Below are 21,944 nucleotides of genomic sequence, written 5' to 3'. Positions count from 1 at the left end.
AACTAAAGTTCTATGATAAGTATAAATAGATTTAAAATATTAATTGTGGGTTTAACAACAGTTTTGGCTTTACAGAATTACGGTCAAAGTGATTTTTAGAAAAGAAATTGAAAAAAATTGGAACAAAGAAAGTAAAGAAATACAATAAAAAAATAAGATAGTTGATGTCTTCGGACTTCCAATCAAAAATTATTAAAGTAAAAAAGTAATCACAAAAACAGCAAAGAAAACGATCTACATATAAACGCCATCGAAAGAAAATGTAGTGATTAAGATTGAAAAAATAATTTTTACCATAACCGAAGCATCAACTATAATTTTAGAAAGATATAAAAGCATTTAAAAATAAATTCATGGTTTGATTTGTTTGTATGGGGGGAAGCCTAGCGTCTGATTAACGCTAGGCTTCAATTTTTTATTTAACGTATGTTTAATAAAAATAAAGACTTCAAAAATATACTGCAAAACAGATTTTGACTAATTTTATAAAAAATTAAACAATGAAAAATATAGCAATTTTAGTTTGCAGCGCTTTATTTATGATAGCTCCGCAAATTCAGGCTCAAACGAGCCATAAACCTAAAAAAGATGTCATGGCAAAAGAAAACATTTACCAATTTAAAGTAGAAGATTTATCAGGTGATACCTTTGCTTTTGCGTCTTTAAAAGGCAAAAAAGTCATGATTGTAAACACAGCTTCAAAATGTGGATTAACGCCGCAGTACAAAGATCTGGAAGCAATCTACAAAGAATACAAAGATAAAGGATTTGTAATTGTAGGTTTTCCAGCAAACAACTTTGCTTCACAAGAACCAGGAACCAATAAAGAAATCGAAACGTTTTGCCAGCAAAATTATGGCGTAACTTTTCCGATGATGAATAAAGTTTCGGTAAAAGGAGATGATATGTGTGAAATTTATAAATTCCTGACTCAGAAATCTAAAAATGGTTTGCAGGATTCTGAAGTAGAATGGAATTTTCAAAAATATTTAATCAACGAAAAAGGAGAATTGGTAAAGGTTATTAAACCAAAAACACTTCCAACAGATCCTGAAATTATTAAATGGATTAAGAGTTAAAAACGCTCTGAATAAAAAAACTCCAAATTTGAATTCTTCGAATTTGGAGTTTTTTTTTAGATACAAAGAGGCAAAGATGCATAGGAGCAGAGTTCTCTTTGTTTTTTCTTTAAAAATTATGGATTTAGGACACTTATAATTCTTTTTTCAATAGCAGGTTCAGAATCTGAATGACCTGCGTTTTCAATATATAAAACAGATTTTTTTAAGTTATTGTGAATTTCCTGCGCAAACTCAACAGGACAAATTGCATCATGTTCTCCATGTATTATTGTAATTGGAATATCTTCAATAATTCTTAGATTATCAACTATATAATCATCTTCTAAGAAACAATTATTACTCATATAATGAGCCTCCATAATACTTAAAGACTGATATGGAAATTGTTGAATAATACCATCGATTTCATTTGCTTTAATTCCTTTTATAAAAATAGAAATTTCATAATAAGCCCATTCATAGCAATAAAAATTTCTATTTTCGAGAGTTCCGTTCAGCATCTGATCTAAGTAATATTCTGAAATACTTAGTGAAGTGTCAGCAGGAACATTCTTTTTAAACCTTTGCCATTCTGCAGGATATTGTTTATTAAGAGCTCCTCCTAAAAAATGGTGAATTGTTTTTTGATCTGCTAGAAAAACACCTCTTAGCAAAAGACTTTTTACTTTCTCAGGATTCTGAATTGCAAATACAAGACTTAACGCTGTTCCCCATGAACCACCAAAAATGTTTATTTTTTCAATATTAAGATGAGATAAAAGGGCATTTATATCATTAACCAAATCTTGAGTTGTATTATCTTCTATGCTCGCAAATGGTTTACTTTTTGAAGCTCCTCTTTGGTCAAAGAAAACAACTTTATGTTTTTTAAAATCGAAAAAACGTTTGTCTTTTTCTGAAAAACCAGCACCTGGACCTCCATGAACAAACAAATAGGGTTCTCCAGTACCACAAACTTCATAATAGATTTCATGCAAATTATTAACTTGAAGATATCCTTTTTGTATAGCAGGGTTTGAATTCATTCTAAAATTATTTCAAGATCAATTGCATAAAAACCAAATCAAGCCAGTGATCAAATTTATATCCAACTTCGCGAATTGTACCGGTTGCCACAAAACCAAATTTTTCATGAAAAGCTATACTTCCTGCATTGTCTGCGTCGATTGCACCAATCATTACATGAAAACCTTGCTCTTTGGCTAACCGAATAAGTTCTGTAAGCAATTTTGAACCTACACCTTTTCCAATAACATTATCGACTACATATACAGAATGTTCAACAGTGTATTGGTAACCAATTTTCTCGCGAAACTGCCCATAACTTCCAAAACCAACAACCTCATTGTCTAACTCAGCCACGACAATAGGAAGGTTTTTAGTTTTCTTATCTTCAAACCATTTTGTTTGTACTTCAATAGTTTGAATATCGTAACTATAATTTGCTGTTGTATGCAGGATAGAATGATTTACAATTTCAAGAATTTTTTCTAAATCCTTTTTTATTGCTGGTCTAAGAATAAGTGCCATGTTTTGGTTGTTTTTTGAAAATTCAAATCACAAAAACTACTTTGTGATTCAAGCGAAAGCAAACTCACGAAGCAAATTTGCTGCTATTTTTTGATTTATTTAGAGTTTAATTCGGCTAGTAAAGTATCAACATCTTTCGTGCTCCAAGTCATTTCTGTGCAAATTACTTTTGCATCTTTGGCATATTTCAATGCTGTTTTTTTATCTTTTATCTTATTGTAAAGTCTTGCGAGAAGTAAATTACCATCATAAGTATCATTTAGTTCTATCGAATGTTTTACCCAAAATATACATTTTTTTAAACTCTCGGCATCAGAAATATGTTTTAAATAAGTTTGTCCTATATCTTTCAAAAAACTGGCATCGCTCCACACTAATTTTTGAGTATCTTCAAGCGTCACTTTTTTATAAAACTGCCATTTTTCGGTACGTTCAGCCAATGTTAAATCAAATTTAAACACGAGAGAATCTGTCTTTTGCAATCGAATCGATTTTGCAACTTCTCTTTGTTTATAGTAGTTCACAGTGTCTAAATTATCAACTAAAGGACGAAGTAATTCGTTTACAATACTTTCAACTTTACGATCAATACGTTTTTGAGAAGCAACAGCGGCAAACTCATTTTGATGTTTTAAAACGTACTGAAATTCTCTCGAATTAATATCTGTAACACCATTTGCAATTATTCGCCAATTGGTCTCACTTACTAATTGTGCATCTGATTGTGTATTAAGATAAATGTGCGTTGGAATTGCGATTTCATTTCTATCTCTTCCTTTTTTCAAACTATTCAAATAAGCAAAAAAGGTATTAGAATTGCTTGGATCGGCTAGAAACTGTTTTTTTAAATAAGGTAATTGCAATTTTGGATTTAAAGCATTAGACGCTTCCGTTAAAAATTCGGCTGTTTTCATTTCTCCTTTTAAAGCATACAAAAGATTTTCATTTGAATCTAAAAATAGAAAAGCAGGAAGTGAAGTGGTTCTAAATTTATTTTTCAGTGCAGTTCCTTCTTCTTTATCCACATTTTTCCAAACACAGATATAGTTTTTATTTAAAAAAGCCATCACATTTGGATCGCTAAAAACTTCTTTTTTCATTTTGTTGCAATGCGGACACCAATCTGCAAAAAGCATTACAAACAGTGGTTTATTTTGCGTTTTAGCACTTTCTAACGCTGTTTTATATGGCGTTTCATCAACAGTAAACTGATTTTGTGCTTGTATAGAGTGAACTGAAATAAGAATAAAAAGTAAATATAAGAAACGCATAAACGATCTGTTTTTATAAAAAATGTTCGATTTACAAATATATTCTCTTTTTCTAAAAATGGGTCATAATATCTTCCTAATATAAGTTAAATCATGCACGAAGTTTGTAACTTTGTAATTGCAAAAGAAATTCTAAGCAATAGATTTTCTTTAAAAAGTAATACACTATTTAGAATGATTTACCCCAAAATAGAGCTTGCGCAAAGCATTATCGAAATTTGTTCAGCAAAAGGAATTCACAATATTATAATTTCTCCCGGTTCACGAAACGCACCATTAACTATCGGATTTGCCCAAAATTCTAACTTCAAATGTTACAGCATTGCAGATGAGCGCTGTGCTGCTTTTTTCGCATTGGGAATTGCACAGCAAACTAAAAAACCTACTGCGGTTATTTGTACGTCAGGTTCAGCATTGCTTAATTATTATCCAGCTGTAGCCGAAGCTTTTTATAGTCAGATTCCGTTGATCATAATCTCTGCAGATCGCCCGCAAAATAAAATCGATATTGGTGATGGACAAACTATTCGCCAAGAAAATGTTTTTAAAAATCACTCCGTTTTTAATGCTAATTTAACGGAAGAAGCTTCTGTTGAAAATGATTTAAAAATAAATAAGGCTATAGAAACTGCAATTCTTCAAAAAGGACCAGTTCATATAAATGCTCCGTTTGAAGAACCTTTATATGAAACTGTTGAAACACTTTCTGTACAGCCAAAAATTACAAGTATAGAAGAAGAAGCAGATGTAAAAACCATCGAAAATGAAGCAGAATTTATTTCGATTTGGAATTCAGCAAAGCAAAAATTAGTTCTTGTAGGAGTAAATGATGCCAATACAGTTGATACTAAAATTCTTGAAAACTTAGCCGCTGATCCTTCAGTTGTTGTTCTTACAGAAACTACTTCAAACTTGCATCATCCTAGTTTTATTAATAGTATTGATACTTTAATTACTCCATTTAACGATTCTGATTTTCAAGCATTTCAACCAGATATTTTAGTAACTTTCGGCGGAATGATTGTATCTAAACGAATTAAAGGTTTTTTACGCAAGTACAAACCTCAAAATCATTGGCATATAGATCCACTTCGAGCTTACGATACTTTTGGTGCTTTAACAAAACACTTTGTTATGAGGCCAAATGAATTCTTTAAATCTTTGCTGCCAAAAACAGAATTTACAATTAGCGACTATTCTTCTAGGATTACAGAAATCTATGCTTTACGAAAAGTCCGAAAACAAGAATATTTAGATAAAATTGCCTTTTCAGATTTTAAAGTCTTTGAAAAAGTTATTGAATCACTTCCTAAAAACAGCCAATTGCAAATCAGTAACAGTTCTGCAATTCGATATGCACAATTAATTGATATTGATTCAAGTATCGAAGTATTCTGCAATCGTGGCACCAGTGGTATTGACGGAAGCACTTCAACCGCAATTGGTGCAGCTGTTGGTAACACTAAACAAAATATATTTATTACAGGCGATATTAGTTTTTTATACGACAGTAACGCTTTATGGAATTCCTATATCCCTAAAGACTTTAAAATCATTTTGATTAACAATGGCGGCGGCGGAATATTTAGAATTTTACCGGGACATGAAGAAAAACCTGTGTTTAATACCTATTTTGAAACCTCACATCATTTAACTGCAGAACATTTAGCTGCTATGTATAAATGTAATTATTTCAAAGCAGATGATTTGGCTTCATTAGAGCAAAATCTTAAATTGCTTTATAATGCAAATGATACTCCTGGAATATTAGAAATCTTTACGCCTACAATAGAGAACGATATTGTTTTAAAACAATACTTTAAGGAGCTGACTTAGTATGTAAGTTAAATTTTATTAAAATTAATTTTAGTATCGGTTTTTTAGTTTAAATTTGGATTTATTACCAATTTTAAAACTATAACAATGAGCAAAAGAGAAGAATTAATTGCAAAGTATGCAGCAGATTTAAAAGAAAAATGCGGAGTAACTCCAAACATGGATTTATTAACCAAAGTAACAATAGGCTGCGGTCCATCTATATACAACGATGATGCTGCAACAGTAGCAGGAAGTCAGCAGTCAGAATTAGATACGGTAAAAAATAACTTTTTAATCAAAAAGCTTGGGTTGGCTGATACGCCGGCTTTAGATGAAGCTATAAATACTGTTTTAGAAAAGTATGGTAAGTCTAACAAGCACAAATACAGAGTTGTTGTTTATTACTTATTAACGCTTCACTTTAAAAAAGAAAGTATTTATAAATAGAACTAAAAAAAAGCGCCAAAAAGGCGCTTTTTTCTTTATATGATTTAGTTTTATTTAATTGGAATTGGAAAAACAGGTAAACTTGCATGTCCTAAAGCATCAACGGTTTGCACTGCAAAAAAGTAATTATCTTTAGAATAAGGAATTTCGGCTCGAGTATCTTTTACAAAAAAAGTTTTTTCCCAATGTGAAGAAGAAGTTTCTCTCATTAAAATTTGATAACCATACTGTTCTTTTCCAGCTGGTGCTGACCAAATTAAAGTTGATGAATTAGAAAGTTTTTTAACCTCAATTCCAACATTTTCTGGTGCTTTTGGCGATGAAGCTAGATTAGCTAAAGTCGCTAAATTTGAACAGGTATTTTTTCTTAAATATTCAAAATCCATAAATTCTGGCAAATCTCCATATTTAATATTGTTTTCGGTTCTTAAATCTTGATGCTGATGATCAAAATTTTCATTCATTTCGCAAAAACGAACTGCGGTAAAACCATTTTGACTAAACGGAGTATGATCACCACCGCGCAAAAAACGATCATTTCGGTATACTAATTTTACTTTCAACTGATCTACATATTGTTCTGTAACGGTTTTAATATATCGAGCCAAAAGTCTTGACGGACTATCATTGTCGCGGCTTACAGCTTTACGCATTTTTGCTTCGTCTTCAGTTTCTAAATACGGAATTGTTTCACTGAAAACACGAATTTGAGTATTATCTCTTAAATTAGTACCGCTTGATAAGCTATTGCCAATCATATCATTATTAAACATTGCTACTATATTCCAGTTTTGTGCTTTTGCTTTTTCTGCAAGATGTCGAGCTCCAATCAAACCTTGCTCTTCGCCAGTTACAGCAACAAATATTATAGTAGCCGGAAATGATCTTTTGCTCATTACTTTGGCAAGTTCAATAACTGCCGCAACGCCAGAACCATCATCATTTGCTCCTGGAGCATTTGCTTTAGTATTCATAACATCTGTTACGCGTGAATCAAGATGTCCGCTGATAATCAATACACGATTATCTGTAGGGTCAGTTCCTTTTAAAGTCGCCATTACATTCCCAATCTGGCTGTCTACGTTAATTCGCTTACCGTCGGCTTTAACAGTAAAATAGTCAATTTCAGAAGTTAATCTTCCGTTAGATTCCAATGCAAATTTATCGAACTCAGATTTCACCCATTGCTGTGCAGCCCCAATTCCTTTTGTTTTGTTTTTTGCATCGCTCAAAGTATGTCTAGTTCCAAACGAAACTAATTTATGAACGGTAGCTTCAAGATTTTCGGCCTTAATTTCGCCTATCATTTTTTTTATTTCCAAGTCTTCGGAAACTTGCGAGATTGAAGCCTGCGCGAAAAGAAGAAAGGCAAAAGCAGAATAAATAAGATTCTTTTTCATTGATTTGGGATTAATTACAAGTTTTCAAATTTAACCAAAAGCAACAAACTACAATAAAATGGCTGCTTCTTTTTTTATCCCGCATATTTTTCGGATTACCATTTTCAAACTTCGTACATTTGCACCTTAGAACTTTATGAATATGATTGAAATAGGAAAATACAATACACTAACTATATTACGTGACACCAAAGTGGGGCTTTTTTTAGGAAATCCTGAAAAAGATCCTGAAGGAATTCATGATATTTTATTACCCAATAAATATGTTCCAAATGAATTTGAAATAGGCGAGGAACTTGTAGTCTTTGTTTATCTAGATCACGAACAACGCCCAGTTGCAACTACACTTGAACCTTATATTTTATTAAATGAATTTGCGCTTTTAAGAGTCAATTACATTAATAATGTGGGCGCTTTTATGGATTGGGGAATGGAGAAAGACATTCTTGTTCCGTTTAAAGAACAAGCTCGTCCTATGGAAAAAGGAAAACGTTATCTAGTTTACCTTTATAAAGATGAAAAAACGAATCGTTTAGTAGCATCAAGTAAATTAAACCAATTTTTAAACAACGATCAGCTTACAGTTGAAAAAGGAGAAGAAGTTGATTTGATCGTTTCGCATATTACTGAATTAGGAATAAATGTAATTATCAATGAGCAGCACAAAGGTTTGTTGTATAAAGATGAAGTTTACGACGATTCAATAAGAACCGGCGACAGAATGCGCGGTTACATTAAAAATATTCGCCCTGACAATAAAATAGATGTTGCATTGCAAGTTCAAGGTTATCAAAGTATTGAGCCAAATGCAGAGAAAATTTTAGATGAATTAAGAGCAAATAGAGGCTTTTTACGTTTAAACGACAATTCGCACCCTGAAGATATTAAAACGGTCCTAAAAATGAGTAAAAAAACTTTTAAGAAAGCAATTGGAGCTTTATACAAAGAAAAACTTATCGAGATCAAGGAAGATGGTATTTATTTGGTAAAAGAAAATTAGATTTTTTAAAATTTCAATAAAAAATTCCAAATTCCAATGACATTAAATGCTCAATTGGAATTTGGAATTTCTATTTTTTAGAGTTTAAACAAACTGATTATAACAGGAAAGGCTGCTCATTACAAGCAGCCTTTCCCTTTTTATTCTCGTTTTAAAAAAAATTGTAATTAAAAAAAAACAGAAATAAAATAAATTCGAATCTGATCAAAAAATAACAGCTTTAAAAATTTTAGAAGCTACTTCTTGAAAAGGTATGTCTTTAAACAATCAATACATCCATCTTAAAAGCGAAACGTTAATTTCACGGCTAATCCATTGGTTTTAGAAAATAATTTATAGAAAGTTTTAGTTAGTATCTTTTCCTCTTTTCGTAATCAATTTCATACTAATTACTTAAACAATTCTAGTGTTTAACCTTAGGTGTTACTATCTTCTTTTCGAAGTCTTGACAAATGAATAAATCATTTGCTCATTATTCAAGGGTTTACTAATAAAAACCATAAAAAAATGAGCGACAAATTTTTTAAATTTTCTCAAAAAAATCATTTTTTAGGTTAATAAATCAGTGAAAGAAAATCAATCTTGTATCAACAAAATAAATCGTATCTCGTTGATTTCTAGGATGTAAAATTACTTATTATTTTTTATAACTAATGTTAAAAAATGTTATTTTTTGAGCAAAAAGCCTAATTGTTAACATTACCGCAAATTGTTAACCGCTATATAAACCAAAATCAGTGAGTGAAAATCTAAAAAATGGCTTATTTTTACACTATAAATTTTTAAAATAAAACAAACAGAAATGGATTGGATTACTGCCAGAGAATTTGAAGATATAACTTATAAAAAATGTAACGGAGTTGCTAGAATTGCTTTTAACAGACCAAATGTTAGAAATGCATTCAGACCTAAAACTACTTCAGAATTGTACCAAGCTTTTTACGATGCACAGGAAGATACTTCGATTGGAGTAGTATTACTTTCTGCTGAAGGACCGTCGACAAAAGACGGAGTTTATTCATTTTGCAGCGGCGGTGATCAAAATGCACGCGGACATCAAGGTTATGTGGGAGAAGATGGTCAGCACCGCTTAAACATTCTAGAAGTACAGCGCTTAATTCGTTTTATGCCAAAAGTGGTTATTGCAGTTGTTCCAGGATGGGCCGTTGGCGGCGGACACAGTTTACACGTGGTTTGCGACATGACTTTGGCTAGTAAAGAACACGCTATTTTTAAACAAACTGATGCCGATGTTACCAGTTTCGACGGTGGATACGGATCCGCTTATTTGGCTAAAATGGTTGGACAGAAAAAAGCAAGAGAGATTTTCTTTTTAGGAAGAAATTATTCTGCTCAAGAAGCGATGGATATGGGAATGGTAAATGCTGTAATTCCTCACGATGAACTTGAAGCTACAGCTTATGAATGGGCTCAGGAAATTCTTCAAAAATCTCCAACATCTATCAAAATGCTAAAATTCGCTATGAACTTAACGGATGACGGAATGGTAGGACAGCAGGTTTTTGCTGGAGAAGCAACTCGTTTAGCTTATATGACTGAAGAAGCAAAAGAGGGAAGAAACGCTTTCTTAGAAAAAAGAAAACCAAATTTTGGCGAAAATAAATGGCTGCCGTAAAGAAGTTATAAAATAGTTTAAAGTTTCAGGTTTCAAATTGCGAACCTGAAACGTGAAACCTAAAACTTGAAATTAAAATAAACAAAATAAATAATGAAACATTGGATTGAAGCGGCTAGACTGCGCACATTACCTTTATCAGTTTCTGGAATTATAGTTGGAAGTATTTATGCACTTTCAAACCCAACAGAAACCATCAATACACCAACAGACGTTTTTAGCTGGAAAATCTTTGGTTTTGCTCTTTTAACTACTTTGGGTTTGCAGGTTTTATCCAATTTTGCAAATGATTACGGAGATGGTGTGAAAGGTACTGATAATGCTGATCGAGTAGGACCGCAGCGTGCTATTCAGAGTGGTGTTATTACGCCTCAAGCGATGAAAAAGGCAATAATAATTACTTCGCTGCTAACTTTATTATCTGCCATTATCTTAATTTATTTTGCGTTTGGAGAATCAAATTTTGGTTATTCAATATTCTTTCTGCTTTTAGGAATTGCTGCAATTGTTTCAGCAATTCGTTATACAGTTGGTAATTCTGCTTACGGTTATAAAGGATTTGGTGATGTATTTGTTTTCATCTTTTTTGGACTTGTAAGCACATTAGGTGTTAACTTTTTATATTCAAAAGAAGTTGATCCGCTTTTAATTCTTCCGGCAATTTCTATCGGATTATTAAGCGTGGGCGTTTTAAACCTGAATAATATGCGTGATGAAGAATCAGACCGAAAATCAGGAAAAAATACAATCGTAGTTCAAATTGGCGGAGCAAAAGCAAAAATCTATCATTTCTCATTGATTATTACAGCAATGATTTTAGTTGTAGTTTTTGCCTTTTTAAGCGATTATAATTTTGATCAATATTTATTTTTATTAGCTTATATTCCTTTAACTAAACATTTAATTACGGTTTATAAAAATCAAAACCCTAAGCTTTTAGATCCCGAATTAAAAAAACTAGCATTAAGTACATTTTTACTTTCAATATTATTAACAGTATGTATGATTTCATTGATTTCAGATATAATTGTTAACCTATTTTTAGGCGGAAGATAAAATTAAGTTCAACTATAAAAACACTCATAAAATGAAAATCACTTTTTACGGACATGCTTCTTTAGGAATTGAAGTAGGAGGAAAGCACATTATTGTTGATCCATTTATTACAGGAAATCCGCAAGCTTCACATATCGATATCAACAGCCTAAAAGCAGACTATATTTTATTAACACACGCTCACGGCGATCATGTTCTTGATGTTGAAAGTATTGCAAAACGAACTAATGCAGTCATTGTTTCAAATGCTGAGATTGCAGGTTACTATGCCAAAAATGGTCTTAACTCTCATCCAATGAATCATGGCGGAAGCTGGAATTTTGATTTTGGAAAAGTAAAATATGTCAATGCAATTCACTCAAGTTCTTTTCCTGACGGCACTTACGGAGGAAATCCTGGCGGATTTGTAATCGAAGGAGAGCATAAAAACATTTATATTGCTGGGGATACTGCACTTACTTACGACATGAAATTGATTCCGTTGAGAACCAAACTTGATCTTGCTATTCTTCCAATCGGAAATAATTTTACAATGGATGTTGAAGATGCAATTATTGCTTCTGACTTTGTAGAATGTGATAAAATTCTAGGCTATCATTTTGATACTTTTGGCTATATCGAAATTAATCATGAAGAATCAATTCGTAAATTCTTTGATAAAGGAAAAGATTTAATGCTTTTAGAAATTGGCGCATCAATTGAGTTGTAATAGCATTTGTTAAAATATGAGTGATATTAAATATACGTGTGATTGCTGCGGCGAAGAGCACGAAAGCTGGCCCGCAATAACTTATAACGCTCCAAACAGCTACAGCAATCTATCTTCTCAAGAAAAGGAAGATATTGCTGTAATTGATGAGGATTTTTGCGTTATAAAACATTCCGATCAAGTAGATCGATTTATTAGATGTGTTCTAGTTCAAAAAGTTAATGATCACTGCGAAGATTTAGAATATGGCTTCTGGGTTTCGTTAATCGAAAAAAGTTTTGAAAACTACTTAGAAAACTTTGATGATCAAAAAGAAGAAAACCAGTATTTTGGCTGGCTTTCAAATTATATTCCGCAATATGAGTTCTCAAACAGCATTCCAACAACAGTGGTAACAAAAACTGGAAACGAAAGACCAGAAATCTTTCCTCACAAAGATTTTGATCATCCTTTTGTAAAAGATTATTACGAAGGAATCCCTAAAGCAGAAGCTGAAAAGAGAATAAACGCAATACTTAAAAAATAGGCTTGAAATTTGTATGAGATCTTTAACTAAATTTTCTAAAATGAATTTTAAAAAAATAGCTCTATTTATTTTAATTATAGCTTCATCTAACGTTTTTGCACAAAAAGACGGCTATTGGGATAAAGAAAGAGCTACAACTAAAGAACTTATTGTTTCTGCGGGAGACAGAGTAACTTTTAAAATAGAAGATTTGCCTCTAGGTACTACCGAAATTGTATACAGGATCACTCTTTTAGACGAAAACCAGCAAATGGCCAATAGTTTAGTTTCGGTACTAAAAGCAATTCCAGATCCATATGGAATTGGTCAAGGATCTGCAGGAGCCGTTTTTTTGATGTCAAAAATTTCAGGAGATGACACTTGTACCTATGCCTTGTTTACTTCAAATGACGACGCAAAAAGATATATTATAGACGGTAAAACAGATAAAGCTTGTTATGCACAAACAGAACCGTTAAGTAAAGATGCCAAACGTTTATCTGTAGATAAATCTTCTTGTTTGAACCAAAATTCAAATACAATTTGGTTTGCATTTCAGAGTAAAAACTGGTTTTTGAATCAAAAAGTAGTATTAGAAGTTGTTCCGTGGGTTAATACTGTTCTTAGTCGTGGCTGGGATAAAGACAATAAAAACGAAATTATCAGCTTATGTAAAACATCTACATTAGCACAAAAAATGGCCAATTCTGATGATTTTTGTGTTTGTATTCTAAATAAAATCATCAAACAATATCGTTATACAGAATTTCAGAAATTATTAGCAGTTGAAAAAACCAAAGCATACAAAGATTTTGGAAACGCTTGTTATAAAGATGAAGATATTTCTAAAAACGTTTACAGTGATTTAAGAAAGCAGGCTTCTTTATTAATAAAACAACAAAAATACAACGAAGCTATTCCTAAGTTAAATTCGATTATTAACGACGGAAAAGCTACTGCTTTAGACTATAGCTCTATTGGTTATTGCTTCATTTTAACCAAGCAATACGGAAAAGCGTTGAAATTTTTAAAAGAAGGTGAAAAGCTTGATGATACTGAATTGTTAGTTAAACTAAATCTTGCTCATGTTTACTTGATAAGCGATGATTACAGCGAAGCCAAAGCAATTTACAAAAAATACCAAACTCAAAATGTAACTGATAGTGTAAGCTGGAAAGAAAAAACAAAACAAGATTTTACTGTTTTTCAAAAAGCTGGTCTGCCATCAAAAGATTTCGAAAAAGTTTTAAAACTTTATAATTAAAAACCTTTCCTTAATTTAAAAACAATAAATTGAAAGCTGTTTACCATAAATATATGCTCGAGTTTAAACGTCCGTCTGGGACATCTCGCGGCATTATGACCGAAAAAGAAACCTGGTTTATTGTTCTCGAGGATGATGGCAAAAAAGGAATAGGAGAATGCGGAATTCTTCGAGGCTTAAGCGCTGATGATCGTGATGATTATGAGGAAAAACTTAAATGGACTTGTGAAAATATTCATTTAGGAGAAACTGCACTTTGGGAAACTTTGTTAGAGTTTCCTTCGATACAGTTTGGAGTAGAAATGGCTTTTTTATCGTTAAAAAGTGAAAATCCGTATTTACTTTTTCCTTCAAATTTTACTTCTAATTCTGAATCAATACCTATAAACGGCTTAGTTTGGATGGGTGAAGCTTCATTTATGAAAGAACAAATTGAGGAGAAATTAGCAGATGGTTTTAATTGTATCAAGCTTAAAATTGGTGCTATAGATTTTCAAAAAGAATTAGAATTACTTGAGTTTATCCGAAGTCATTTTTCGGCAGAACAAATCGAAATTAGAGTCGATGCAAATGGTGCTTTTACTTTAAATGAAGCTTTAGATAAACTTAACCAACTTAATACATTTCAGCTTCATAGTATTGAACAACCTATAAAAAAAGGAAATAGTACTGCAATGGCAGATTTATGTAATACAACACCTTTTCCAATTGCTTTAGACGAAGAATTGATAGGTGTTTTTTCATTAGAAGAGAAAGAAGAATTGCTGCAAAAAATCAAACCGCAATACATTATTTTAAAACCAAGTTTTGTCGGAGGTTTTAAAGGAACACAAGAATGGATCACTTTAGCCGAAAAATATAACATCGGCTGGTGGATTACTTCAGCATTAGAAAGTAATATTGGTTTAAATGCAATTGCTCAATGGACTTTTCTTTTAAACTCAAAAATGCCGCAAGGATTAGGAACAGGAGCACTGTACACTAATAATTTTGATTGCCCGCTCGAAGTAAAACAAGGACAGCTATGGTATAATACAGAAAAAAACTGGCTGGGAGCCAGTTTTTAAGATTCAAAGTTACAGAGGTTCAAAGGGACAAAGTATTAAAACCTTTGAACCTCTGTAACTTTGAACCTTTGTATCTTTTTTTTACTCTTTCCCTCCACGTAAATTATCCTGCCAGTCTTTCAATTCCTGCCATTTACCTTGATAGGCTAACAAAGCTTGTTTTGCCCAAGTACTTGGATTGTGAATGGCATAATTTTCTCCGCCTGCATCCAGAATAGATTGTGATTTTTCTGTGGATGTTTCTGATAATTGATGCCAAGTTGATATTCCTGCTGCATGATATAAAGCTTCAATTTTAGGCCCAATTCCCTCAACAACTTTCAAATCATTTTCTTTTATTTTTTTACCAAAAACTGTGGCTGCCAGAGTTGCATCAAATGCGATTGCAGCAGGTGAAGACGCAAACGACTGCGCCGTAGACGAAGTATTTTTTACTTTTGCAGCTAGATCTGCTTCTAATGCTGCTATTTTAGCATTTAAGCTTTTCGTATTTGCTTTACAAGCATCTAAATCGGCTTGTAAAGATGCAGACAGTGAATCATCTCCTTTAGAATTCATTTTTCCTAGTAAGTAACCTAAAATTCCACAGATTAACCCCACTAAAATCGGTATTAAGATACATGGTATATTCATAATCGTATATTTTAATTAGTTATTTAATTGTAATTACAGTTCTTCTGTTATTTGCTTTACCTTCTGCAGTAGTATTTTCTCCAATTGGTTCATCAGGACCTTTTGATTGCGTTTCAATTCGCGTAGTCTCAATACCTTTTTTAACTAAATAATTTTTAGAGAAATCAGCACGTTTTTGTCCAAGAACAATATTCGAATCACGATTTCCTACATTGTCGCTGTGCCCAACAACCAATACAACAGCTTCTTTAACATGATCCATGTATTTGGCAATATCTGCAACTTTTTGCTTCTCGTCGGCACTTAAATCTTCACTAGATTTATTGGTGCTAAAATGAAGAACTAATGCATCACCATTAATTTTATTCTTTAAAATAACCCATTCATCTGTCGATACCGCTGGGGTATCAGTACTCTCAAAATTGTACTCGACAGGACCAAGAAGCGTATCAGAACTCATTTTCCACTGATCGATAATTTTGCCTTTTGTATCAAAATTAGAAGCAGCTAATCCTTTAGAAACAAAATAGTTCTTAACTTCATTTGCTCTTGCTAAACCAAGATTCTCAAAAGTTGTGGTGTTCTTTTCATCAGATGTGGCGTAACCAGTAATCGTAATTTTTTGCTGTGGATTTTTAATTAAAAACCCTTTTAGATTTTCTATTCCTATAGCTACCGAATCATGTACAGGCATGATTACCGCTGCATTGTTTTTAAGGAACTTAAGATTGCCGTGTGTGCGATAATCAATTCCGGAGCCGTTTAAAACAAAAGGAACAAAATTAGTGTCCTGAGCCACAACAACGCTTACTGTTTCAGTAGTAACGTCAGCTGTTTTCGTACAACAATTGCAACAGAATTTCAGGTATAAAAAAGTCCCTAAAATAATTGTTATTGCAATGCCCAATAGATAAAGTGCTTTTTTAGACATAGTAATAAAGTTAAGGTTTTATCAAATTTAGGAAAAATAAAAACACGTAACCTACTAACAATCAATCAACATGGTTGCATTTTCCACTTTTGTTTGAATTTGATTCGTGAACAAATAAAAAGAGGTTTTATAAATGTAAATTCTCAAACTTAATTTAATTAAGTAACTTTGAGTAAAATTAATTCAGAAACAAAATGCTCGAAATAGAAAGAAAGTTTCTTGTAAAATCAAATGATTTTAAAGAACAAGCTTTTACTCATAATAAAATTGCGCAAGGCTATTTAAGTTCGATTCCTGAAAGAACTGTAAGAGTTAGAATTAAAGGTGAAAAAGCCTTTTTGACCATTAAAGGAATTGGGCACCAAGGCGGTATGTCGCGTTTTGAATGGGAGAATGAAATTCCGCTTGATGAAGCTATAGAGCTTTTAAAATTATGCGAAAAAGGCAAAATAGAAAAAATACGTTACGAGGTAAAACTTGGAAATCATATTTTTGAAGTTGATGAATTTTACGGCGAAAATGAAGGCTTAGTAATGGCCGAAGTTGAACTGAAATCCGAAACAGAAACTTTTGAAAAGCCAGAATGGCTTGGGAAAGAGGTAACAGACGACAAAAGATATTACAATGCTTATTTAAGTAAACATCCTTTTAAAAGCTGGGAAAAAGAATAATTTATGACGGATCAATATGATGTAATTATTGTGGGAGGCGGACCAATAGGACTTGCCTGTGCAATTGAAGCTCAAAAGAACAATTTAAAATACTTAATAATCGAAAAAGGCGCTATTGTAAACAGTATCTTCAATTATCCGCTGTACATGACCTTTTTCTCTACTGCCGAAAGGTTAGAAATTGGTGATATTCCGTTTAATTGTCTTGCTCCAAAACCAGGCAGACAGGAAGCTTTAGAATATTATCGAAATATTCATCGTTATTTTAAATTCAATATCAATTTATTTGAAAAAGTTACCGAAGTCAAAAAAATCGAAAATTCGACTTTTGTAGTTTCCACCGATAAAAAACTGTATGAAGCAAAGAATGTGATTATTGCTACTGGTTTTTATGATATTCCAATTCAAATGAATGTAATAGGAGAGGAATTGCCTAAAGTACGTCATTATTACAAAGAAGCCCACGAATATGCATTTCGCAAAGTTTTAGTCGTTGGCGCCAATAATTCATCTGTCGATGCTGCTTTAGAATGCTGGCGAAAAGGCGCTGATGTTACGATGGTGATTCGTAAAAAAGAAATAAATAGCAGAGTAAAATATTGGGTAAAACCTGATATTGAAAATCGAATTGCTGAGGGCAGTATTAAGGCTTATTTTGAATCTAATATTACGAAAATAAAAGATAATGAAGTCGAAATTGAAACTCCAAACGGAAAAGTTACAATTGAAAATGATTTTGTTTTGGCTTTAACGGGCTATAAACCAGATTTAACTTTTCTAGAAAAAATGGGCATTGAACTTTCAAATGATGAATTAAAGATTCCTGTTTACAACGCCGAAACGATGGAAACAAATGTAAAAGGTCTATTCTTAGCTGGTGTTGTCTGCGGTGGAATGCAGACGCACAAATGGTTTATTGAGAACTCAAGAATCCATGCTAATATGATTATGGATTATATTGTTTCAAAATAGTTTTTTTTTAACCACGAATTTCACTAATTTTTTTTCGAACTCACAAAATCTAATTCGTGAAATTCGTGGCTAAAAATAAAACTTAAGAACTGCAAGAAAGCATTGAACAACCAACTTTTGATCTTGCCCAATCCGGTCGTTTTGCAAACCATTTTTGATAATCAGGCTGCTCGTCGTACGGTTTTTGCAAAAGCGCATAAAACTCATTTACCAACGAATAATCTTCTTTGTCTGCTGCATCAATCGCTAATTGCGCCATATAATTACGAAGCACATATTTTGGATTAATGGAATTCATTTTTTGTGAACGTTCCTGATCTGATAAATTTTCAGCTTTTAATCTTTCTAGATATTCTGAAAACCATTTTTTCCATGCTTCTAGAATTTCCCCAGAAACTTCTTCTATTTTATAAAACGAAAATTCAATTTTCTCCATTGCTTTTTCAACTGAATCTGATTTTTCAACAGCACTCAAATTTCTAAAAAAGATAGTCATATCAGTTTCTGTTAATTGCAAATTAGCTTCTAATTCATCAATAAGAGCATTATCAGTTTCACTTAAAGTAAACAAACCTATTTTACTTAAAAACATCACTTTATAATCTTTAATAAAATCATCCATAAATGATTCTAAGATTTTTTCTAATTGCTCTGTTTCATTTATTAAAGGATAAATTGCATTAGCTAATTGGTACAAATTCCATTGTGCAATTTGAGGCTGATTTCCAAATCTGTATCTTCTATATTGACTGTCGGTAGTGTTTGGCGTCCAGTTTGGATCGTAGTTTTCTAACCAGCCATATGGACCATAATCGATCGTAATTCCATGAATCGACATATTATCTGTATTCATTACACCATGTACAAAACCCACACGCTGCCAATGCAAAATCATTTCGCGAGTAGAATCAGCCACTTTTTTAAAGAATGCTAAATATTGTTCTTTCGGCTCGCCTTTGATCTCAGGAAAATAATGTTTGATATTATATTCAACAAACTGTTTCAAATTCTTGAGTTCGTTTCTGGCTGTCAACATTTCAAAACTTCCAAAACGAATAAAAGAAGGAGCAACACGACAAACAATTGCACCTTTTTCGTAAGCTGGATTTCCATTATACAAAACATCTCTCAATACTTGATCACCGGAAAGCATTAAAGAAAGCGATCGAGTAGTAGGCACACCTAAATAATGCATGGCTTCAGCACATAAATACTCTCTAATAGAAGAACGCAAAACCGCCAAACCATCTGCAGTTCTCGAATAAGGTGTTTTTCCTGCTCCTTTTAATTGAAGCATGAAAAACTTACCGTTGTTTTCAACTTCCGTTAAATTAATAGCACGACCGTCACCTAATTGCCCTGCCCAATTTCCAAACTGGTGTCCAGCATAACTCATTGCAAACGGACGTGTTCCTGATAGGATTTCTTTTCCTGAGAAAACATTCAAAAAAGTTTCAGAATGAATTTCTTCTTTTGAAATACCAACTAATTCTGCAACTTCTTCGGAAGCATGAATTAGCTTTGGATTCGATGGTTTTGTTGGATCTACATACGAGAATACAGTATTCTTCACCTGACGCACTTCGTTTGTAGTTTCAGGATCTGCAGGTAATTCCGCAGTAAATCGATTATTTATTTTTAAATTTTTCATTTTAGTTTATGTAGGCTTGCTACAACTTTTGATGATTTTTTTATTACCTCTAATTCGTGACTAAAAATTTATCAGCCAATTAATTTATCAGCATACATTTTTTTAAGTTTTTGAACTTTTGGATCGATTACAAACTGACAATAACCGGCTTCTTGATTGTTGTTGTAATAGTTTTGATGATAATCTTCGGCTTCATAAAACACTTCGAAAGGCTTTAACTGCGTAACAATTGGATCTGCGTAAACAGACTGCACTTCATGAAACACTTTTTCAGCAATTTCTTTTTGTTCGTTATCATGATATAAAACAATCGAACGATATTGTGTACCGCTGTCACCGCCTTGGCGATTTAAAGTTGTTGGATCATGACTCGTCATAAACACAGTTATCAAATCATGATATGAAATTATGTCAGGATTAAAGGTTACCTGAATTACTTCTGCGTGACCAGTGCGTCCCGTGCAAACTTCACGATATGCAGGATTTTTTATAAAACCATCTGAATATCCCGATTTTATTGTTTCAACTCCTTTTAAACGCTGAATTACAGCTTCTACACACCAAAAACATCCACCACCAAAAGTGGCTGTTGATAAATTTTCCATAAATGTAAATAGTTTAAAGTTTACATGCCCTATTAATCCGATAGAATATTATGATAATTTATCTAAAAAATAGCTTTTTAACTAAAGATATTAAAAGTTTACTCACTGTTTGAAGTTTATAATTGATAAATTCTCAATTCTATAAAAAAACAATATATTTGCATCCAAACACAGGCACACTAATGAATACCAAAAATAATACCATCAGTCTAGAAACCTACTTTCAGGACTTTAGACAACATATTGTTGGCATAGATCAGGAATTTATGTCACCTTTTGGCAAAAAAAATATTGTTTATACAGATTGGACTGCCAGCGGAAGGCTTTACAGACCAATTGAAGAGAAACTTTTAAATCAATTTGGCCCTTTTGTAGCCAACACACATACTGAAACTACTGTATCTGGTACTGCCATGACAAAGGCGTATCATCATGCAAGACATATTATCAAACGTCATACAAACGCTAATAACGATGATGTTTTGATTACAGATGGAACTGGTATGACTGGTGTTATTAATAAGTTTCAGCGTATTTTAGGTTTGAAAATTCCTGAAAATCTAAAAAGCTTTACTACAGTTCCTGCAGAGAAAAAACCTATTGTTTTTATTTCTCATATGGAGCATCATTCTAATCAGACTTCTTGGTTAGAAACTATTGCTGATGTCGAAATTATTCCGTCTTGTGAAAAAGGACTTTTTAGTTTAGATAATTTAGAGCTGTTGTTACAAAAATACAGTGATAGAACAATAAAAATTGCTTCTATTACTTCGTGTTCGAATGTTACAGGTTTAAAAACACCTTTTCACGAAGCTGCCAAATTAATGCATCAATACAACGGTGTTTGCTTTGTCGATTTTGCCTGTTCAGGACCTTATGTAGAAATTGATATGCATCCGGCAGATGAAGAAGCGTATTTAGATGCTATTTTCTTTTCTCCGCATAAATTCTTAGGGGGGCCTGGTACTTCTGGTGTTCTTATTTTTAATAAAAAATTATACAACAATATGATTCCTGATTGTCCAGGCGGTGGAACTGTAAGCTGGACAAATCCTTGGGGAGAGCATAAATATATTGACAATATAGAGGATCGTGAAGATGGCGGAACTCCAGGATTTCTTCAGGTTATTAAAACAGCTTTGGCAATTGAGTTAAAGGAAGAAATGGGAATTGAAAACATTTTACAGCGCGAGCATGAAATTGTTGATTATGTTTTTAGTCAATTAGAGCCTGTTGATAATATTAAAATTCTAGCAGGACAGCATAAAAACAGATTGGGAGTTGTTTCGTTTTTTATTGAAAACCTTCATTTTAATTTAGGTGTAAAAATATTAAATGACCGATTTGGAGTTCAAACTAGAGGAGGATGCAGCTGTGCAGGAACTTACGGGCATTTTTTACTTCATGTTGATCAAGAAACTTCAAATAAGCTGGTTAACGAAATTACAATTGGAGATTTAATCAAAAAACCAGGATGGATTAGAATGTCAATTCATCCAACTACGACTGATGAAGAAATTGCTTTTGTTTGCGAAAGTATTAAAGAGTTAGCTAAAAACCATAAAGAATGGGCTTTAGACTATTCTTACAATAAAGACACAAATGAGTTTGTTCATAAAAATGCAACTTCTTTTGAAGATGAATTGGTTGAAGGCTGGTTTAAATCTTAAGAATTAATCTACTGCAAGTTTCTTTA

Annotated in this window: 21 protein-coding genes; 13 read left to right on the top strand and 8 right to left on the bottom strand. The window is 32.4% G+C overall.

The window, feature by feature from the left end; genetic code table 11:
* Positions 1-500 precede the first annotated feature (500 nt).
* On the top strand, positions 501-1,079 hold the full coding sequence (locus BOW57_RS17650) for a glutathione peroxidase (RefSeq protein ID WP_129056154.1): 579 nt from the start codon (positions 501-503) through the stop codon (positions 1,077-1,079).
* A gap of 116 nt (positions 1,080-1,195) precedes the next feature.
* Here the strand turns inward: BOW57_RS17650 and pip are convergent, their stop codons facing one another.
* The 3 genes from pip to BOW57_RS17635 form a co-directional block, all read right to left on the bottom strand.
* Positions 1,196-2,107: a prolyl aminopeptidase gene (gene pip / locus BOW57_RS17645; protein ID WP_129056152.1), complete on the bottom strand. Its 912-nt coding sequence runs from the start codon at positions 2,105-2,107 to the stop codon at positions 1,196-1,198.
* Between the two features lie 7 nt (positions 2,108-2,114).
* Positions 2,115-2,612: a GNAT family N-acetyltransferase gene (locus tag BOW57_RS17640; RefSeq protein WP_129026210.1), complete on the bottom strand. Its 498-nt coding sequence runs from the start codon at positions 2,610-2,612 to the stop codon at positions 2,115-2,117.
* A 95-nt stretch (positions 2,613-2,707) separates the two neighbouring features.
* Positions 2,708-3,883: a thioredoxin family protein gene (locus tag BOW57_RS17635; RefSeq protein ID WP_129056150.1), complete on the bottom strand. Its 1,176-nt coding sequence runs from the start codon at positions 3,881-3,883 to the stop codon at positions 2,708-2,710.
* Positions 3,884-4,057: 174 nt separating this feature from the next.
* On the opposite strand from BOW57_RS17635, the gene menD reads away from it, so the two are divergent.
* A complete protein-coding gene (gene menD, locus BOW57_RS17630; protein WP_129056158.1) occupies positions 4,058-5,719 on the top strand; it encodes a 2-succinyl-5-enolpyruvyl-6-hydroxy-3-cyclohexene-1-carboxylic-acid synthase in 1,662 nt (553 codons plus the stop codon).
* 87 nt (positions 5,720-5,806) lie between these two features.
* Entirely contained in the window at positions 5,807-6,148 is a 342-nt protein-coding gene (locus BOW57_RS17625) for a DUF2853 family protein (protein ID WP_129056148.1), read from the top strand.
* Between the two features lie 50 nt (positions 6,149-6,198).
* On the opposite strand, the gene BOW57_RS17620 is transcribed toward BOW57_RS17625, so the two are convergent.
* Positions 6,199-7,548: a M20/M25/M40 family metallo-hydrolase gene (locus BOW57_RS17620; protein WP_129056146.1), complete on the bottom strand. Its 1,350-nt coding sequence runs from the start codon at positions 7,546-7,548 to the stop codon at positions 6,199-6,201.
* 142 nt (positions 7,549-7,690) lie between these two features.
* Here BOW57_RS17620 and BOW57_RS17615 point away from each other — a divergent pair, with 142 nt between their 5' ends.
* From BOW57_RS17615 to BOW57_RS17585, 7 genes are all read left to right on the top strand, one after another.
* Positions 7,691-8,548, top strand: coding sequence for a S1 RNA-binding domain-containing protein (locus BOW57_RS17615; RefSeq protein ID WP_089055719.1), 858 nt, complete (start codon positions 7,691-7,693; stop codon positions 8,546-8,548).
* Positions 8,549-9,350: 802 nt separating this feature from the next.
* Positions 9,351-10,184: a 1,4-dihydroxy-2-naphthoyl-CoA synthase gene (locus BOW57_RS17610; RefSeq protein WP_017498510.1), complete on the top strand. Its 834-nt coding sequence runs from the start codon at positions 9,351-9,353 to the stop codon at positions 10,182-10,184.
* 93 nt (positions 10,185-10,277) lie between these two features.
* Entirely contained in the window at positions 10,278-11,240 is a 963-nt protein-coding gene (menA, locus tag BOW57_RS17605; RefSeq protein ID WP_089055718.1) for a 1,4-dihydroxy-2-naphthoate octaprenyltransferase, read from the top strand.
* Between the two features lie 31 nt (positions 11,241-11,271).
* A complete protein-coding gene (locus BOW57_RS17600) occupies positions 11,272-11,949 on the top strand; it encodes a metal-dependent hydrolase (RefSeq protein WP_129056144.1) in 678 nt (225 codons plus the stop codon).
* A gap of 16 nt (positions 11,950-11,965) precedes the next feature.
* Positions 11,966-12,475, top strand: coding sequence for a DUF2199 domain-containing protein (locus BOW57_RS17595; RefSeq protein WP_129056142.1), 510 nt, complete (start codon positions 11,966-11,968; stop codon positions 12,473-12,475).
* A gap of 40 nt (positions 12,476-12,515) precedes the next feature.
* On the top strand, positions 12,516-13,718 hold the full coding sequence (locus BOW57_RS17590) for a M48 family metallopeptidase (protein ID WP_129056140.1): 1,203 nt from the start codon (positions 12,516-12,518) through the stop codon (positions 13,716-13,718).
* Between the two features lie 29 nt (positions 13,719-13,747).
* Positions 13,748-14,785: an o-succinylbenzoate synthase gene (locus BOW57_RS17585; protein WP_129056138.1), complete on the top strand. Its 1,038-nt coding sequence runs from the start codon at positions 13,748-13,750 to the stop codon at positions 14,783-14,785.
* Positions 14,786-14,866: 81 nt separating this feature from the next.
* Here BOW57_RS17585 and BOW57_RS17580 read toward each other — a convergent pair whose 3' ends face one another.
* Both BOW57_RS17580 and BOW57_RS17575 read right to left on the bottom strand, forming a co-directional pair.
* Complete coding sequence (locus BOW57_RS17580) at positions 14,867-15,418, bottom strand: hypothetical protein (protein ID WP_129056137.1); 552 nt, start codon at positions 15,416-15,418, stop codon at positions 14,867-14,869.
* Between the two features lie 19 nt (positions 15,419-15,437).
* On the bottom strand, positions 15,438-16,349 hold the full coding sequence (locus BOW57_RS17575) for an OmpA family protein (protein WP_129056135.1): 912 nt from the start codon (positions 16,347-16,349) through the stop codon (positions 15,438-15,440).
* A gap of 194 nt (positions 16,350-16,543) precedes the next feature.
* Here BOW57_RS17575 and BOW57_RS17570 point away from each other — a divergent pair, with 194 nt between their 5' ends.
* The gene (locus BOW57_RS17570; protein WP_129056133.1) at positions 16,544-17,020 is read left to right on the top strand and encodes a CYTH domain-containing protein; all 477 of its coding nucleotides are present in this window, start codon (positions 16,544-16,546) and stop codon (positions 17,018-17,020) included.
* A gap of 3 nt (positions 17,021-17,023) precedes the next feature.
* Entirely contained in the window at positions 17,024-17,992 is a 969-nt protein-coding gene (locus BOW57_RS17565; RefSeq protein ID WP_129056131.1) for a YpdA family putative bacillithiol disulfide reductase, read from the top strand.
* A gap of 82 nt (positions 17,993-18,074) precedes the next feature.
* On the opposite strand, the gene BOW57_RS17560 is transcribed toward BOW57_RS17565, so the two are convergent.
* Together BOW57_RS17560 and msrA are read right to left on the bottom strand one after the other, a co-directional pair.
* On the bottom strand, positions 18,075-19,643 hold the full coding sequence (locus BOW57_RS17560) for a YdiU family protein (RefSeq protein ID WP_129056129.1): 1,569 nt from the start codon (positions 19,641-19,643) through the stop codon (positions 18,075-18,077).
* Between the two features lie 71 nt (positions 19,644-19,714).
* A complete protein-coding gene (gene msrA, locus BOW57_RS17555) occupies positions 19,715-20,248 on the bottom strand; it encodes a peptide-methionine (S)-S-oxide reductase MsrA (RefSeq protein WP_129056126.1) in 534 nt (177 codons plus the stop codon).
* A gap of 182 nt (positions 20,249-20,430) precedes the next feature.
* Here msrA and BOW57_RS17550 point away from each other — a divergent pair, with 182 nt between their 5' ends.
* A complete protein-coding gene (locus BOW57_RS17550) occupies positions 20,431-21,918 on the top strand; it encodes an aminotransferase class V-fold PLP-dependent enzyme (RefSeq protein ID WP_129056121.1) in 1,488 nt (495 codons plus the stop codon).
* Positions 21,919-21,944 lie beyond the last annotated feature (26 nt).

Source organism: Flavobacterium sp. YO64, from assembly GCF_004119505.1.
GTDB lineage: Bacteria > Bacteroidota > Bacteroidia > Flavobacteriales > Flavobacteriaceae > Flavobacterium > Flavobacterium oncorhynchi.
This window is presented reverse-complemented; position numbering and strand designations above follow the sequence as displayed.

Excerpts from the sequence above, each read along its gene's own strand:
- BOW57_RS17650 (WP_129056154.1), top strand. The coding sequence starts at position 501 with ATGAAAAATATAGCAATTTTAGTTTGCAGCGCTTTATTTATGATAGCT.
- pip (WP_129056152.1), bottom strand. The coding sequence starts at position 2,107 with ATGAATTCAAACCCTGCTATACAAAAAGGATATCTTCAAGTTAATAAT.
- BOW57_RS17640 (WP_129026210.1), bottom strand. The coding sequence starts at position 2,612 with ATGGCACTTATTCTTAGACCAGCAATAAAAAAGGATTTAGAAAAAATT.
- BOW57_RS17635 (WP_129056150.1), bottom strand. The coding sequence starts at position 3,883 with ATGCGTTTCTTATATTTACTTTTTATTCTTATTTCAGTTCACTCTATA.
- menD (WP_129056158.1), top strand. The coding sequence starts at position 4,058 with ATGATTTACCCCAAAATAGAGCTTGCGCAAAGCATTATCGAAATTTGT.
- BOW57_RS17625 (WP_129056148.1), top strand. The coding sequence starts at position 5,807 with ATGAGCAAAAGAGAAGAATTAATTGCAAAGTATGCAGCAGATTTAAAA.
- BOW57_RS17620 (WP_129056146.1), bottom strand. The coding sequence starts at position 7,548 with ATGAAAAAGAATCTTATTTATTCTGCTTTTGCCTTTCTTCTTTTCGCG.
- BOW57_RS17615 (WP_089055719.1), top strand. The coding sequence starts at position 7,691 with ATGATTGAAATAGGAAAATACAATACACTAACTATATTACGTGACACC.
- BOW57_RS17610 (WP_017498510.1), top strand. The coding sequence starts at position 9,351 with ATGGATTGGATTACTGCCAGAGAATTTGAAGATATAACTTATAAAAAA.
- menA (WP_089055718.1), top strand. The coding sequence starts at position 10,278 with ATGAAACATTGGATTGAAGCGGCTAGACTGCGCACATTACCTTTATCA.
- BOW57_RS17600 (WP_129056144.1), top strand. The coding sequence starts at position 11,272 with ATGAAAATCACTTTTTACGGACATGCTTCTTTAGGAATTGAAGTAGGA.
- BOW57_RS17595 (WP_129056142.1), top strand. The coding sequence starts at position 11,966 with ATGAGTGATATTAAATATACGTGTGATTGCTGCGGCGAAGAGCACGAA.
- BOW57_RS17590 (WP_129056140.1), top strand. The coding sequence starts at position 12,516 with ATGAATTTTAAAAAAATAGCTCTATTTATTTTAATTATAGCTTCATCT.
- BOW57_RS17580 (WP_129056137.1), bottom strand. The coding sequence starts at position 15,418 with ATGAATATACCATGTATCTTAATACCGATTTTAGTGGGGTTAATCTGT.
- BOW57_RS17575 (WP_129056135.1), bottom strand. The coding sequence starts at position 16,349 with ATGTCTAAAAAAGCACTTTATCTATTGGGCATTGCAATAACAATTATT.
- BOW57_RS17570 (WP_129056133.1), top strand. The coding sequence starts at position 16,544 with ATGCTCGAAATAGAAAGAAAGTTTCTTGTAAAATCAAATGATTTTAAA.
- BOW57_RS17565 (WP_129056131.1), top strand. The coding sequence starts at position 17,024 with ATGACGGATCAATATGATGTAATTATTGTGGGAGGCGGACCAATAGGA.
- BOW57_RS17560 (WP_129056129.1), bottom strand. The coding sequence starts at position 19,643 with ATGAAAAATTTAAAAATAAATAATCGATTTACTGCGGAATTACCTGCA.
- msrA (WP_129056126.1), bottom strand. The coding sequence starts at position 20,248 with ATGGAAAATTTATCAACAGCCACTTTTGGTGGTGGATGTTTTTGGTGT.
- BOW57_RS17550 (WP_129056121.1), top strand. The coding sequence starts at position 20,431 with ATGAATACCAAAAATAATACCATCAGTCTAGAAACCTACTTTCAGGAC.